Annotated in this window: 13 protein-coding genes and 1 pseudogene; 6 read left to right on the top strand and 8 right to left on the bottom strand. The window is 46.0% G+C overall.

The features are described from left to right. Nucleotides 1–98: 98 nt before the first annotated feature. The 4 genes from sutA to glnK all read right to left on the bottom strand — a co-directional run bounded on the left by sutA (nucleotide 99) and on the right by glnK (nucleotide 2,879). Nucleotides 99–431: a transcriptional regulator SutA gene (sutA, locus tag V8689_RS00905; RefSeq protein WP_056790974.1), complete on the bottom strand. Its 333-nt coding sequence runs from the start codon at nucleotides 429–431 to the stop codon at nucleotides 99–101. Between the two features lie 102 nt (nucleotides 432–533). Continuing rightward, nucleotides 534–959: a secondary thiamine-phosphate synthase enzyme YjbQ gene (locus V8689_RS00900; protein ID WP_056790972.1), complete on the bottom strand. Its 426-nt coding sequence runs from the start codon at nucleotides 957–959 to the stop codon at nucleotides 534–536. Nucleotides 960–1,168: 209 nt separating this feature from the next. Then, nucleotides 1,169–2,506, bottom strand: coding sequence for an ammonium transporter (locus V8689_RS00895; RefSeq protein WP_020302863.1), 1,338 nt, complete (start codon nucleotides 2,504–2,506; stop codon nucleotides 1,169–1,171). Nucleotides 2,507–2,540: 34 nt separating this feature from the next. Next, a complete protein-coding gene (glnK, locus tag V8689_RS00890; protein ID WP_002555808.1) occupies nucleotides 2,541–2,879 on the bottom strand; it encodes a P-II family nitrogen regulator in 339 nt (112 codons plus the stop codon). Nucleotides 2,880–3,302: 423 nt separating this feature from the next. Between glnK and V8689_RS00885 the strand changes: the two genes are divergently transcribed. From V8689_RS00885 to V8689_RS00860, 6 genes and pseudogenes are all read left to right on the top strand, one after another. Then, complete coding sequence (locus tag V8689_RS00885; protein ID WP_003195432.1) at nucleotides 3,303–3,566, top strand: accessory factor UbiK family protein; 264 nt, start codon at nucleotides 3,303–3,305, stop codon at nucleotides 3,564–3,566. A 680-nt stretch (nucleotides 3,567–4,246) separates the two neighbouring features. Beyond that, nucleotides 4,247–5,209: pseudogene (locus V8689_RS00880) on the top strand (YifB family Mg chelatase-like AAA ATPase); the annotation flags it as partial. A gap of 45 nt (nucleotides 5,210–5,254) precedes the next feature. Further along, complete coding sequence (locus V8689_RS00875) at nucleotides 5,255–6,994, top strand: recombinase family protein (protein WP_103452099.1); 1,740 nt, start codon at nucleotides 5,255–5,257, stop codon at nucleotides 6,992–6,994. Nucleotides 6,995–7,035: 41 nt separating this feature from the next. After that, nucleotides 7,036–7,260 carry a hypothetical protein gene (locus V8689_RS00870; RefSeq protein WP_103452098.1) on the top strand — a complete coding sequence of 75 codons (225 nt, stop codon included), beginning with the start codon at nucleotides 7,036–7,038 and terminating at the stop codon, nucleotides 7,258–7,260. Nucleotides 7,261–7,474: 214 nt separating this feature from the next. Further along, nucleotides 7,475–8,227, top strand: a complete 753-nt coding sequence (locus tag V8689_RS00865; RefSeq protein ID WP_103452097.1) for a hypothetical protein — start codon at nucleotides 7,475–7,477, stop codon at nucleotides 8,225–8,227. A gap of 5 nt (nucleotides 8,228–8,232) precedes the next feature. After that, on the top strand, nucleotides 8,233–9,753 hold the full coding sequence (locus tag V8689_RS00860; protein WP_146051501.1) for a relaxase/mobilization nuclease domain-containing protein: 1,521 nt from the start codon (nucleotides 8,233–8,235) through the stop codon (nucleotides 9,751–9,753). A gap of 3 nt (nucleotides 9,754–9,756) precedes the next feature. On the opposite strand, the gene V8689_RS00855 is transcribed toward V8689_RS00860, so the two are convergent. The 4 genes from V8689_RS00855 to V8689_RS00840 form a co-directional block, all read right to left on the bottom strand. Continuing rightward, a complete protein-coding gene (locus V8689_RS00855) occupies nucleotides 9,757–11,508 on the bottom strand; it encodes a replication endonuclease (RefSeq protein WP_103452095.1) in 1,752 nt (583 codons plus the stop codon). 225 nt (nucleotides 11,509–11,733) lie between these two features. Beyond that, complete coding sequence (locus V8689_RS00850; RefSeq protein WP_146051500.1) at nucleotides 11,734–12,120, bottom strand: hypothetical protein; 387 nt, start codon at nucleotides 12,118–12,120, stop codon at nucleotides 11,734–11,736. 47 nt (nucleotides 12,121–12,167) lie between these two features. Beyond that, a complete protein-coding gene (locus V8689_RS00845) occupies nucleotides 12,168–12,581 on the bottom strand; it encodes a hypothetical protein (RefSeq protein ID WP_146051499.1) in 414 nt (137 codons plus the stop codon). Between the two features lie 126 nt (nucleotides 12,582–12,707). Further along, nucleotides 12,708–14,267, bottom strand: coding sequence for an SIR2 family protein (locus V8689_RS00840; protein WP_103452094.1), 1,560 nt, complete (start codon nucleotides 14,265–14,267; stop codon nucleotides 12,708–12,710). Nucleotide 14,268 lies beyond the last annotated feature (1 nt).

Below are 14,268 nucleotides of genomic sequence, written 5' to 3'. Positions count from 1 at the left end.
CAGCTCCCACAGGGTATTGCAGCGAACGGGTAAATTGCTCCAGGCATGAAAAAGCCCGCAGCGACGGCGGGCTTTTTCTTACAAGCAGGAGGCAGACCTCAGATAGGTCGGCTGCCGTACTTGTTATCCGGCTTCTTCGGTGGATCAGCCACCACGTTGGCCTCGACTTCCTGCACTTTGCCGCCTTTAGCGAGGAACTCTTCCATCGCACGGGCCAGGGCATCGCGCTCTTTGTTCTTGGCTTCAACGCTCGGCAACTCGTCTACCGAAACAGCTGCCTTGGCTTTGCCTTTGGCTTTGGGGGCCACGTCATCGCCCACACTGTCATCGGCGTCGTCAGCAACGTCTTCGGCCGCTACTTCAAGACCTTCTTCGGTGTCGTCTTCATCACCTACTTCGAGGTCGTCTTGTTCCAGATCATCGTCGCTCATGTTCTACCTCATGACTTGCGAAAAGCAGATTAGTTATAGCCCAGCTTCACCCTCTGTCGAGGCCGCTGGAAAAAAATCAACATCCACTGAATAGCCAGTGGCTTATGCCCCATCACCGTGCAAGGTGGCGAGGACTTTACGAGCACCGCCATGATCACGGTGCTCGCCCAGATAAACACCTTGCCAGGTCCCTATCGCCAAGCGGCCGGCCTTGACCGGCAAACTCAGCTGGCAGCCCAGCAGACTGGCCTTGAAGTGCGCCGGCAGATCATCCGGACCTTCGTCGTTGTGTTCAAACCCCGTGCGGCCTTGCGGCACCAGCAGGTTGAAAAACCGTTCGAAGTCACGGCGAACCGCCGGATCGGCATTCTCGTTGACAGTCAACGAGGCCGAGGTGTGCTGCAGCCACAGATGCAACAGGCCCACACGGCACGCCTTCAATTCAGGCAAGCCGGCAAGCAACTCGTCCGTTACCAAGTGAAAGCCCCGGGGCTTGGCCCGCAGGGTAATCAGGGTCTGTTGCCACATACAGTTCTCCGCCCATCGGCGCGCATTCTAGCGCGCTCTGAGAAAAAACAAAGGGCCGAATACGCCTTCATGCCTGTAAGACATTTGCACCCTTAAAAGTGCTGTGTGGATCCCATCACAAAGTCGATAAAAAACCCATGCACCTTTAGCCACAGACAAACGCCAGGCAAAAAAATGCCCGGCAAGCCGGGCATGTTTTTTTCATGTAGTTACAAGTTGTAGCCGCGCTCGTTGTGCTGCGCCAGGTCGAGGCCAACCGCCTCTTCTTCTTCGGTGACACGCAGGCCCATGACCATGTCGAGCACCTTGAGGATGACGTAGGTCACGATCGCCGTGTAGATCACGGTGAAGCCCACGCCTTTGCACTGGATCCACACTTGGGCCGCGATGTCGGTCACGGTGCCGAAGCCGCCCAGTGCAGGAGCTGCGAACACACCGGTAAGGATCGCACCGACGATACCGCCGATACCGTGCACGCCGAAAGCGTCCAGGGAGTCGTCATAACCCAGTTTGCGCTTGAGGCTGGTCGCGCAGAAGAAGCACACCACACCGGCGACCAGGCCAATCACCAGGGCGCCCATCGGGCCCACGGTGCCGGCGGCTGGCGTTACGGCGACGAGGCCGGCGACCACGCCGGAGGCGATGCCCAACGCGCTTGGCTTGCCGTGGGTGATCCACTCGGCAAACATCCAGCCCAAGGCCGCGGCGGCGGTGGCGATCTGAGTCACCAGCATCGCCATGCCGGCGGTGCCGTTGGCCGCCGCAGCGGAACCGGCGTTGAAGCCGAACCAGCCGATCCACAGCATGGCCGCACCCACCAGGGTATAGCCCAGGTTATGCGGGGCCATCGGGGTGGTCGGGAAGCCTTTACGCTTGCCGAGCACGATGCACGCCACCAGGCCAGCCACACCCGCGTTGATGTGCACCACGGTGCCGCCAGCGAAGTCCAGCACGCCCCAGTCCCACATCAGGCCGCCGTTGCCGCTCCAGACCATATGCGCAATTGGCGCATAGACCAGGGTGAACCAGATCGCCATGAAGATCAGCATCGCGGAGAACTTCATACGCTCAGCGAAAGCACCGACGATCAGCGCCGGGGTAATGATGGCGAAGGTCATCTGGAAGGTGATGAACACGGCTTCCGGAAACAGCGCCGCCGGCCCGGTGATGCTGGCCGGGGTGACACCCGCCAGGAACGCCTTGCCCATGCCGCCGAAGAAGGAATTGAAGTTGACCACACCTTGTTCCATACCGGTGGTATCGAACGCGATGCTGTAGCCGTAGACGACCCACAGGATGCTGATCAGGCCAGTGATGGCAAAGCACTGCATCATCACCGACAGAATGTTCTTGGAGCGGACCATGCCGCCGTAGAACAGCGCCAGGCCAGGGATGGTCATGAACAGCACCAGCGCGGTGGCAGTGAGCATCCAGGCGGTGTCGCCGGAATTGAGGACTGGAGCAGCCACTTCGTCTGCCGCCATGGCCAGGCTTGGCATTACGATGGACAGCAGGGCTCCGAGCCCTGCGAATTTACGCAGAGTCATATTGTTTTCTCCTGGGGCGTTGGGGTTTGGCGGCTTAGATTGCGTCGGTATCGGTTTCGCCGGTACGGATGCGAATAGCCTGTTCCAGATTGACCACGAAGATCTTGCCGTCACCGATCTTGCCGGTGTTGGCCGCCTTGGTTATCGCCTCGATAACCCGGTCAAGATCCTTGTCGTCAATGGCGACATCGATCTTCACCTTCGGCAGGAAATCGACCACGTATTCCGCGCCGCGATACAGCTCGGTATGACCCTTCTGCCGACCGAAGCCCTTGACCTCAGTAACGGTAATGCCCTGCACGCCGATCTCGGACAGTGACTCGCGAACATCGTCCAACTTGAACGGCTTGATGATGGCAGTGACTAGCTTCATGAAAACTCTCTCCCGAATTTGGTGGACTTGCCCCAGGAAAACAAACCCGTCTCAAGTCTAAGCGCAGTGCCTGGCTTTGTAACGCATCGTCGCCTCGGCATTTGCCGTCGCGACGCCAGCGAACCACTGGTGACGAGCCCTGTACCCCGGATCCGTCGGCGCACTGCATTCGTCACAGCGACTGCATCAGTGCATGGGTCATGATCGTCTAAGCAGAAACCTTGCCAGCTCCGTAAAAACCACCGAAATCAATCCTTTGCCCGCTTGTGCCCACCTACGGGGCGCCTGCGTGGCCGCAATGCGCATCAAAACAGTGCGCAGCCGCCCGCCCCAATGCGCGAAAACCGTGCGCAACAGGGCGTAAAAATGACTATAGACGCTGCGTGATACACTGCCGGCCAACTGTTTTCCGGAATATGTCCAATGCTCGCGCCCAAAGACTTCCTCGACGCCCTGAGCGGCCACGCCTCTCGCCTGTTCAGCGGCGACACCCCGCTGCCCCGCAATGAAATCGAAAGCCAGTTCAAGGCTTTGCTGCAGAGTGGTTTCAGCAAGCTCGACCTGGTCAGCCGGGAAGAGTTTGACAGCCAGATGGTAGTGCTGGCCCGCACACGTGCGCGACTGGAGAGCCTGGAGGCGAAGGTGGCGGAACTTGAAGCACGGTTGACGCCGCCCTCTGCTGAATAAACACGGTGTGTGTGAGAGCTGGCTTGCCTGCGATGGCCATAGGTATCTACACAATTTTGGTGTGACGCTGGACCTGCGGCGAGGGAGCTTGCTCCCGTGACGACCGGATAGCCGACGCTGTTCTAACTGACGCACCGAGATCCAAATGTGGGAGCTGGCTTGCCGCGCTAAGGCAACGAACTCTTCTTTCAGGCTCATGGTGTCTCTCGTAGTCCAAGGCATGATGACTTCCCGGCGAAGTTGGTTCGCCGCAAAGTGTCCACCATGTCCCCGCACACCCGTCAACCATGTGTCCGGTCCGTACAAAAAGCGCAAAAGTAAGCAAAACGCTCTTGCCCCACCACTCGGCACCTCGCTTAGGCTCGGTGTGCCCGTAATCCGCCAGCGTGGTTTAACGGGGCGCCTAAGATCAAAAGCAGATCAAGAGCGACTCGCTTCGCATCGTGGTTACCGTTTGCTGCGACAGCCTACAAAGTTGAGTAGATACCTATGCCGCGATGGCGGTGCATCAGCGGATGATTCTTTGCTGACACACAGCCATCGCAGGCAAGCCAGCTCCCACATTTGTTTTGCATTGCCGCCCGGATACGTTCTGTAAAACCTCCCCCGCCCCGCTCCATCTCCCCTCGTCTACCCTTGAAAAAACCGCAGGAAGCGGCCCTCCCATTCAAGGAACGAGCATGTCCCTCGCCATCGTCCACAGCCGCGCCCAGGTCGGTGTAGAAGCCCCCGCCGTCACCGTCGAAGTGCATATGGCCAATGGCCTGCCGTCGCTCACCTTGGTGGGTTTGCCCGAAACCGCAGTGAAGGAAAGCAAAGACCGCGTGCGCAGTGCCATCCTCAACTCGGCGCTGCAATACCCGGCCCGCCGCATCACGCTCAACCTCGCGCCCGCCGACCTGCCCAAGGACGGCGGGCGTTTTGATCTGGCGATTGCCCTGGGCATTCTGGCGGCCAGTGTGCAGGTGCCGGCCTTGATGCTCGATGACGTGGAATGCCTTGGGGAATTGGCACTGTCCGGCGAGGTGCGCGCAGTGAAGGGCGTGTTGCCGGCCGCGCTGGCAGCGCGCAAGGCCGGGCGCACCGTGATAGTGCCGCGCGCCAATGCCGAGGAGGCGTGCCTGGCGTCGGGGTTGAAGGTGATTGCGGTGGATCACTTGCTGCAAGTGGTGGCGCACTTGAATGGGCACGTGCCGATTGAGCCCTATAGGTCCGACGGTTTGTTGTACTTGAACAAGCCTTACCCGGACCTGAGTGAAGTACAGGGCCAACTCGCGGCCAAGCGCGCATTGCTGATCGCGGCGGCGGGCGCGCATAACCTGTTGTTCAGCGGGCCACCAGGCACCGGCAAGACTTTATTGGCCAGCCGGCTGCCGGGTTTGCTGCCGCCATTGAGCGAGCAGGAAGCACTGGAAGTGGCCGCTATCCAATCCGTGGTCAGCCTGGCCCCGCTGAGTCATTGGCCTAACCGCCCGTTCCGTCAGCCACACCACTCGGCATCCGGGCCGGCGCTGGTGGGTGGCGGCTCAAAGCCACAACCGGGGGAAATCACTTTGGCCCATCACGGGGTGTTGTTCCTGGATGAGCTGCCAGAGTTCGATCGCAAGGTGCTGGAGGTACTGCGTGAGCCATTGGAGAATGGTAGGTGGTATCCTCACACATCGCATAACCGTCTGTGAGACTGACTAATGCCAACAGCCTATGCATACATCCGGTACTCATCCAAGGCTCAAGGTGGTGCTGATAGGGACTCTGTGGACCGTCAAATGTCGTCCATCGAAGCAATCACCAAGCACCAGAACATAGAGCTATTACCTGAAAATATTTTCTCCGATACTGGTGTATCTGGCTATGACGGTTCGAACAGTCGAACGGGCAAGCTTAAAGAACTGATTGATAGGATTAACAGCCTCGAAATTAGAACAGGCGATTATGTTTTCGTTGAGTCGATTGACCGACTTTCACGTCAACGGCTTTTACAAGCCAAAGAGCTGGTAAACAATATTCTTGAAAAGGGTATTGTCCTAATAACCACTATCGACGGTCAAAGATATGAAAAACCTAACGATGTAAATGGCATTGATGATTTACAACAGGATATTCTACTTTCAGTCATTTCGAAACGTGCCCACGAAGAAAGCCGAACAAAGTCAATTCGTCGCAAATCTGCTTGGAATCGGGCAAAGGCTAACGCAGAGACGGACCAGAAAATATTTAACGCCCACAATCCTCCTTACGGCATATTTTTCGACAAAAAAACTAATAGCTTCAAAATCAACGAAGATGAAGCCAAAGAAATTCGTCAAATCTTTGAGTCATTAAAGTTCGTTGGAGTTAGCCAAACAATAAAAGAGATAAATACAACGTCCAAACGAAAATGGACTAACAAAAACGTAAGCCATTTATTTAGCACTAAATACCCCCTCGGCTATTATATGGCTCAACGTAGAGACGAGCACAAAAAGAAAGTCTTTGAATCGTATATAGAAAACTATTACCCTCAAATAATCTCGTTTGAGCTTTGGCAAGAAGTTCGTAACGCAATGGAAGGTCGTAAACATCGTAGAAACTACGGGTCGCATTCATTGGGCAATCTGAACATTTTTCGACACGTTATTAAGTGCGGAGAATGTAAAGCATCATTACTATTTGAGATGAACAAAAACCCCAAAGGGATACAATACTCCTACTTTCATTGTCATACTCGAAAAGAAATAAAAGGCAAGTGCAACCAGCCACGGTTTCGATTTGAATATGCGCTTGGCATACTGTTAGAGCTTGTAAAAAATGCCACGGAAAATCCAAACTATATTGGAGAAGGTTACGTTGACCCTGACTATATTGATGTTCTTGACCCTGACATTTGGGAAGCTCGGCATAACAATTTTAAAGAACTGCTTGCCGACATTATGAATGACAAGGGTGGAGCAATTGCTAATCAGCAAAAACTTTCAACGCTTGAAGCGGAGCTTTCAAAAAACCTAGTCATTGAGCAAAACCTCAATAAGTCATTCGAGGCCTATAGCGATGGTGTGATACCCGACCTTTTTATTAACCGCGTTATCAAAGTTAAAAAATCAATAACAGAACTTCGAACCGAAATCACAAAACTGAAAGCGAGTTTAAACACTAACAAGACCGATTTAAGAATCTACTCAACAAAGGATATTTTGCGCTTGTACGAAACTGAAAAAGGTCGGTTAGAACTAAACAACTTCTTCACTGTGAACGAAATAAGTTTTATTTTCGAATATTCGAAAGAAAATCGCACATTGGTAGGTAAGGTTTTGCACAAAGGTGTTTTTATTCAGTGGGTCGAGAAGAAATTTTCTCTACATAATCCACTTGTCGAAGAGTATGGAATTCAGAACATAAACAAAATGTCGGAAACCAGTAAAGCTATCGAGCCCTCCCAAAGCCAGAATTAAAATTCTGCCTTTTTGAGGACTTCAACAAAGGGAACTGTTCAATGAAAGAATTCAGTGTAGGCGATTATCTGACATGTGAGGCTGATATTGCAGGGTTGCTCGAAAGCGCCATCGAACACCATGACGAGTCTGTTTTGATACGCTGTATTCAGGAAATTGCGAAGCTTAAAAAAATCGATCTCTCGCCTATTGATAGCTTTCAATCCGTCAGTCTGGCAGTAAATGCTATTGGCTATAAATTCGCAATCACAAAATCAAAGTACTGAAAGAGCGTAATCAAAAGAAGCAAGCAGAATAAAAAACCATCACGACTATCGTCGTTCGGTTGTTTATGCTTGCCCCACTCATTCCCTATTGGTCATTACGGGGGCAAATCTACTCCCACAAGGGTCGTATCTAAAAGCAAAGCAAAACCAACATCTAACAAACCAGCAATGAAATATAAAATGCTATTATATATTCATAACCAATAAATTCATTATGAGTAAATATAAATTAAGCACGCGCCTAACCGAGATAAACTCAATCGTTATTGAGCAGTTGAGAAAAGAATACAATCAAATATCATCCACAAAATTCTCTCTATCAAATGCATTCAAGCAGCATTTTTTAAGTGACCGCAGCTACGTCGTAATTTCAAAGAACACAAATGCTGTGGATTTTAGAAAATATAATCAGCTGATTGTAAATCTTCATACAAATTTAAACAGGATTGAAACAGAAGACCCAGCGTTAAAAAAGCTAATCAGCAATGCTATTAACAAGATAATGGAAGCCAGAGTAAATATAAAGCCGCTGCTTTTTGAGTCATTTGCAGTTCAAACCTCAAAAAAACCAGACGTCGAAGCAACGATAAATCACCCTTTATTTATTGACCAGCTTTCAAAACGAGAAAAGCAATATACGATTAGTTTTTCACAAGAAGAATTTTCGCTTTACCAAAGAAAGCTATTAACTCTTGATGAAAAAGATAAATCCTTTTCCAGTCAACTTTATAAGTTCTTGAGTGAGTTCTCCGTTTATCAAGCCATATTTTCAAACCCTAATATTTCGTTTGCTCATAATGATGGGCTAATTAAAATCTGCGATTATATCAACAGGTATGTTCTTGAAGGCTCAAAAAAAGAATCCCAACTAAAAGAGACGCTAGAATATTTCATCCCAAGAATTGATATGATTAATGACAAACTCATGGACGGTAGCAGTGACCTAATTGAAATGATATTGGGTTGAAAAAAATGTTAATTAAAGAAGTTCCACGCATTCGGCCTAATACCAAAAATCTTGCCCAGTATGTTTTAAATAAAGCTAAACGCATCGGTGGCAATATTCCAGTCAATATGGGCAATATTAATGAATCAGCGAAGTTTATCGAATCCGATTTTAATAGCCGGTTAACGGCAAAACAGAAAAGCAATGAAATGCATTATATAGTTTCGTTTGAGGAACAACACAAAGATATTTCAGACGACAAATTGCTACTCATCGGCAATGAATTAATTAAACGTCACTTCGGTGATAATCGTAATTTCTTGCTTGCTGTTCATAGAGACACAGCCAATCCTCACTTGCATTTGGTTATGGAAAATAGGGATTTCGATAACAAGCCATTTTACAAAAAAGATAATTATCGTGGTTTAGAAGACCTAGCCAAAAAACTCGAAAATAAATATTCGCTCAAAAATGAGCAAATATCTGAAAGCCGGAACACATCCAACCCAACGAGGCTAAATTATGCTTCTAAACAGTACGAGAGTCGTACCGGGCAAGAGTCTGATGAGAAGAAATATAAGAGCGAATTGAAAGGTCTCCTTTCCAGCGCCCAGACGCCGCAGGCGTTGTTCAAGGCGATGATTGCCGATGGGTTTACTATTCGTGCCAATAAGAGCAAAACTGACCCTAGCAAGCTATCAGGCTATTACATCACAAAAGGTTCAACATCTATAAAGCCAAGCTCAATCGGTTTTCAAATGAGCAAACTGATTGAAAAATACAAGGTTGATGAAAATGGCATTGCCGAGTTAATCCTACGCTTTGAGTGCCCCTTACCTCCCGACGAATTAGGCGAGATTTCTTCGAGTCCCGGACCAGACCCAAAACCACAACCTAACCGCCGTGAAAGCCTTTATACAAAATTTCAGACTTCGGATGGAGTGAACTACACAAGCAAGAATGAGAAGTACAAAACCAGTTTTACAGTCAATGACAGTAGTGTTTCTTTTACAAACCCTAACGAGATAAGCATTAAGGCTGGGCTTCAAGCGTTGCTTGAACAAGGTAATAGAGGACCATTCTACCTAACCGGCTCGCAAGATTTTAAACGTAAAACTTGGCTTGTCTCCGCAATGATGGGTTTAGAAGTGTCCAATTATCAACCAACTCAATCGGATTTATCTGCGCTTTTCGAGCGTGTAAAAACCAATCGAGAAAAATACCCAAAAGCAAAAATCAAGCTTCTGGAGAGCCACATTAACGCTCTAAAAAAAGAAAGTTATGAGATTGATGAATTAATAAAGTCTGATGTTCCTTTTTCTGAATTATTTCCCGATAATTCAACATTACAGGTGGCCCAAAAGAAACACGACAAGACTCAACCATATGGAGAAATCGAGACAAAGAAAATTAACACGGTTAAAAAAACAAGCGCAGAAAAAATATTCGACAATCAAGAGACTGATAAAAAACTATTAGAAAAATTAACCCGGCAAGGGGAAATGGGACTTGACCCACTGCAACCATTAAAAGTACATAAACCCTAAATTTTAGGGTTTGTCTTTGTAAATTATTGAACAATCTATCTTCGTCGCTAATTCTATATTAGACCCTACGACCCTCAACCCAACATTAGAAACAACCATTTCTTCAAAATTGTATAGACGCTCAACAATTTTAAGCTCTGTAATCCATTCCAGCCGCTCTTTTGCGACCTTACAAAAATCTAAAAATTTTAAATCTTTTCTCAGGGATGCTAATTTTCTAAAAACGGGATGTTTAAGTTCGAGCTTTATTTGCCACTCTTCCATTTTTACGAAACGATTAAATTTTCGCCAAACTGATATTGCTCGTTCGACTCCGAAAAATCCATAGCGCCTTATCCCCCAAACCATGCATCCAGCCTTTACTTTCAACGATTCGCTGTCAGGGTTCTGTATTGCTTTGATTAGATATTTCATTACATAAGTAGATGCAGATGCTCTTTTCTTACCGTGCTTTTGAGCTTGTTCGGCAGATATTATTTCGATAGTCGTAGACTTTTCTGAATGCTTGAAGATTCTATTTATATGAAGTATTAAATCATCGACTTTTGTGGGGCAAACAAATAATAGTGCGTGCAAGTGCGGACACTGGTCTTTGTGTAATTCTTTCGTCCAAAGCCCAAAATCATTAAGCTCGTAACGATTGCGAGCCTTACTCAATTGGTCTATCTTTTTACTCAAATAATCTGACGCTTGGCGTGGAGTTGAACCATCCCACGTATTTTTTCCAAACTTTGGGTTTGCGTGAAATGAAGCCGGGCAAGTCGCAGTTAAAAATAAACATACATATTTTCTTTGTTCTGCAACCAGCTCCATATTTTTAACACATGAGTATAGTTCTGCAACACGTCTTTCAGGAGTCATTGCAACATCATTTAATGGCTTTTGAGTCGAAACGTCATCGCCATACTGAATGTAGGAATTGAGTAGATAATCTTTCTGACATTCATCTACATAATTACGATAGTCCAGCGCTATTCTACTGCAATAACTATTATGCGAACCAATAGCTTTTTCAGAAAGCTGTATGAGTTCATTCTCTCTAACTCTGATTTTTCTTATTATTCTTTTGTGTTTCTGAAAGCCGTTGAAACGTCTTTTTTCGTCGTTACTGCACAAGTTCAAATCAAACTCATAAATCAAATCTTCATCTTCATAATATTTATCAAGCTTATCCAATATGGTTCCGCTGGCTTTCAAGTCTCGAATTTTAATACCTTTGATTAACTCAATATTTAGTAGCTCTTGACGAGTGATTTTACACTTTGAAAGCTCAATAACCTGGCTAGTCATTTTCGTGCTTTTTGTTATATGCAAAAATAGCTTGTTAATTACAATGGCAAGACAAACTGCGTCTCTATCCCATTGCCTGAATGATGGCATACGCTCGGAGTATCGTAAAAGACTTCTTTGATTTGCTGTGCTTAACTCTTGGGTGCTTACAAGCACTTCCATTTCATAGAAAGACGTACACACTTCTTGCAGGTTAGATACAAGTTTGCTACTTGCATGGACCGGCTTTGAATCCGACTGAAGTTTTTCTAAGGTTTTTTTGTAATCGAAACCAGCTTGGTTGAAGGTCGATATTTTGTCAGTTAGCTTTTTAGCCTCAATATGGGCGTGCAATTTATTGAGGAAAGTTTCTTTATTTTGTTCTTTTGATATTGCGCGCTGGAAATAAAATGGTATGCTGTTATTGTAAATCATTGTTAAGTTGTTTGTGTAGTAACTACATCTTAACATTTGCAAGAAAAACACAAGAGCTTCGGCTCTTTTTTTCTATCCTAAAATTAAACAATTGTTTGAATTAGGCATCCCCACCCTTTTGTTATATAGCTTTTACCTATTTTGTGAGAGTTGTTTTAGAATTATCCAAGAAGAGCAAAATCAACAGCAGAAAATCAAAAGCATTAGCCTGGCGGCTCAGCTATACATTGCATTAGGTTATCACCAGTCAAGAAGTACAGCCCCCTCGACTAATTATTAGAAATAAGGATTTGTTGGGAGGGAGTAGCCTTTTACAGTAATACCCTTACTAATATATTCAGGTTCTCTCCAGAAATCTTCATCCTTTAAAGTCCATAATGTTTTTGCTTCCTCACAGGTCCCAGTCTCAAAATTAAATGAGTGACTTGTCTGTAATAATGTACTACCACGCTCATCAAGTGAGTCTTTGCTTTTACAGTCGTTAGCGGCCTTTTGGAAAGCTCTTACAGACTCTTTTCTCTCTTTGTCAGTCAGCCTATCCTTTGCCGAGATTTTAGCTTCGATAACAGTGCCTTGCTGAACATCGTTATTTTTAAAATAACCAGTGTTTACTGCAATGCAAAGCGCACCGAGAACCACAAAGAATTTAAAGACATCTTCCATATCAATTAGAGATTATTATCTCTCAATTGTAGCACTTCTATCCAGCTTCACTTAAATATGCTAACACCCAAAGCAGCTACTGAAACTATAATGGCAACTCCTGAAATCCAAGTAGTTGTAAGAAATTTACTTTTCTCTGATTCTAGCCCTGCTAAAATCGAAGACATTAGTGGGAAGTGTATGCAGTGAACATCACTGCCAACCTGTAAAGCAAAGAGTGGCACTTTCGATTTTTGTTCGTCATCATTCACATAAGAGTGAAGTCTATTTAAATGATTATACAGCCGCCCGAAAACTATACCGGCATCTACATTTAATCGTGACGCGATGAGCTTTATATCGATTGGCATATAGGCTTTTCCACCACGCCCGTTTTCTTCTCCTTCCCGATAGTTGCTATACGCTTCATAATACTCTTTGTATATCGCGTCCAAAACTTGAAGGTCCGTTGGAAGCTTCATAATTCTAGGTTCCCTCATCTTAACTTCAATATATAACTTTCATTCATTGTTGTAGCCTCGCCGCTTACGTCAAACTTTGTAAGCTTCTGATGCAATCTTGTGTCAAAGGTAGGCCTAATAAATCACCTAAATGGGGAATCCGTATTCAATTAAGTCTACCAAGCACCCTAGTCTTCTATAATAACTGGCATAGTTACCAGCTCCCAAACTCCCCTGATGCGCTAATAACAGTTTTTTAACTGCCCCAATATCAATATCAGTGTCCTGTTGATGTGGTATAAAAATCGCCGCTTTCTCACTTGTAAGCGAGGCAATCATTTCAGATGTTGACATATTGCTATAGTGTGTGGCGTACTGCTTACGATATTGCTTTGTACGGAAGTCATCTCTGGAAGCTTTACGCAATACACCTTCAACATTTGCGTAATCTGAAGCATGAAGCTCGGCCAAGCTATTAATTCCGATAGCCCGTAAGTGCTTGTAAATTGGGATATACTTATTGGACCGTTTTAGCAATGCTGGATAAACATCACGAAGTAGATGGGCCGAGTTAAATTTCGCGCCATCTACTATCATATCAATTAAAATATCATCAACCGTAATCGCAATGTAGCCCAGTTTTGAGATGGCATCTTTAGCCACGCCCACACCCATGACAAACTCGACATCATCTTTATTTTCGATTTGGTCCAAGTCCATTACAGCGAGTTTGCCTTCCGGGTCGTTATCTCTTACCAAATCATACATTTGTTCTTTACAGTAACGTAGTATGCGCGCTGGTATTTTCCGCTTCGTACTTTCAATTGCTTCGTAAATATCTAAATAATCGTGTGTTTTGATAACTGTTATAGATAACCTCGTTTCTCCAATCGACATTATAGATTCTTGAAACGAAGCTTCCTCTTCGCCCCTTGGTCGTTGCACGAAAACCAAATTTTTACCAAATGTATCTAATTTGTCTTGCCCAAGACAGTTGACAATTGACTCTATGATTTTTTGAATATTTTTATCACTTATTGAGTAGCCGATAAAAATAATAGGGTGCTCGATGAACAGTGTTATTAGCTTTGCTGCAAGGTAGGGATTTTTTGCTTCAAAAGCTTCATAATCTTCCGATGTTAAAACCAAACTATTGGGTCGTGAAGAGCAGCCATGGATTTTGTATATTTCGGCTATTGATTGAGGATTTGAAAAAAGCAGTTCTTCTTGACCAATATATACTTGATAGTCTGGAAAAAGCTCTTCAAGAAAGAGGTCCCAATTTGTAGTTATAATGCCATCAACATTTATGCGGGAGAGCACTTCTAGCTCTTTTACATACTTCTCATCGGTCGGTTTATTACTACTTATACCAGTTAAATAGTTGGATATTTCAAATTTCAGCGCTGATGACACATGGTGCATTTCGCCTTGATGGTTTTTACGGGACTCGGAAAACTCATCACTTTCCCACCATACGGGATTAAAATCTTTAGCCATATCGCTGGCAGTTTTAGGCATATCCCTATTATTTTGAGAACTATAGAAGCCAAAGTTTTTAATCTTTTCGCAAAACCTACTTAATAACTCCTCCCAGTTCTCTAGCCCAATGTAACGACGGGAAAAACCAGACCCAATGAACAGAAACGGGGCGGCGGTGTTCGCCTTCAAAAGTTTCGTAAGCTGGTCTGTAACATGCGAAGTCATA

It is taken from the genome of Pseudomonas sp. AK181, from assembly GCF_051122975.1.
Taxonomy (GTDB): domain Bacteria; phylum Pseudomonadota; class Gammaproteobacteria; order Pseudomonadales; family Pseudomonadaceae; genus Aquipseudomonas; species Aquipseudomonas lactis.
This window is presented reverse-complemented; position numbering and strand designations above follow the sequence as displayed.

Coding starts and splice junctions, on each gene's coding strand:
- V8689_RS00885 (WP_003195432.1), top strand. CDS start 3,303: ATGCTCGCGCCCAAAGACTTCCTCGACGCCCTGAGCGGCCACGCCTCT.
- V8689_RS00870 (WP_103452098.1), top strand. CDS start 7,036: ATGAAAGAATTCAGTGTAGGCGATTATCTGACATGTGAGGCTGATATT.
- V8689_RS00865 (WP_103452097.1), top strand. CDS start 7,475: ATGAGTAAATATAAATTAAGCACGCGCCTAACCGAGATAAACTCAATC.
- V8689_RS00895 (WP_020302863.1), bottom strand. CDS start 2,506: ATGACTCTGCGTAAATTCGCAGGGCTCGGAGCCCTGCTGTCCATCGTA.
- glnK (WP_002555808.1), bottom strand. CDS start 2,879: ATGAAGCTAGTCACTGCCATCATCAAGCCGTTCAAGTTGGACGATGTT.
- V8689_RS00860 (WP_146051501.1), top strand. CDS start 8,233: ATGTTAATTAAAGAAGTTCCACGCATTCGGCCTAATACCAAAAATCTT.
- V8689_RS00840 (WP_103452094.1), bottom strand. CDS start 14,267: ATGACTTCGCATGTTACAGACCAGCTTACGAAACTTTTGAAGGCGAAC.
- sutA (WP_056790974.1), bottom strand. CDS start 431: ATGAGCGACGATGATCTGGAACAAGACGACCTCGAAGTAGGTGATGAA.
- V8689_RS00850 (WP_146051500.1), bottom strand. CDS start 12,120: ATGGAAGATGTCTTTAAATTCTTTGTGGTTCTCGGTGCGCTTTGCATT.
- V8689_RS00900 (WP_056790972.1), bottom strand. CDS start 959: ATGTGGCAACAGACCCTGATTACCCTGCGGGCCAAGCCCCGGGGCTTT.
- V8689_RS00875 (WP_103452099.1), top strand. CDS start 5,255: ATGCCAACAGCCTATGCATACATCCGGTACTCATCCAAGGCTCAAGGT.
- V8689_RS00845 (WP_146051499.1), bottom strand. CDS start 12,581: ATGAAGCTTCCAACGGACCTTCAAGTTTTGGACGCGATATACAAAGAG.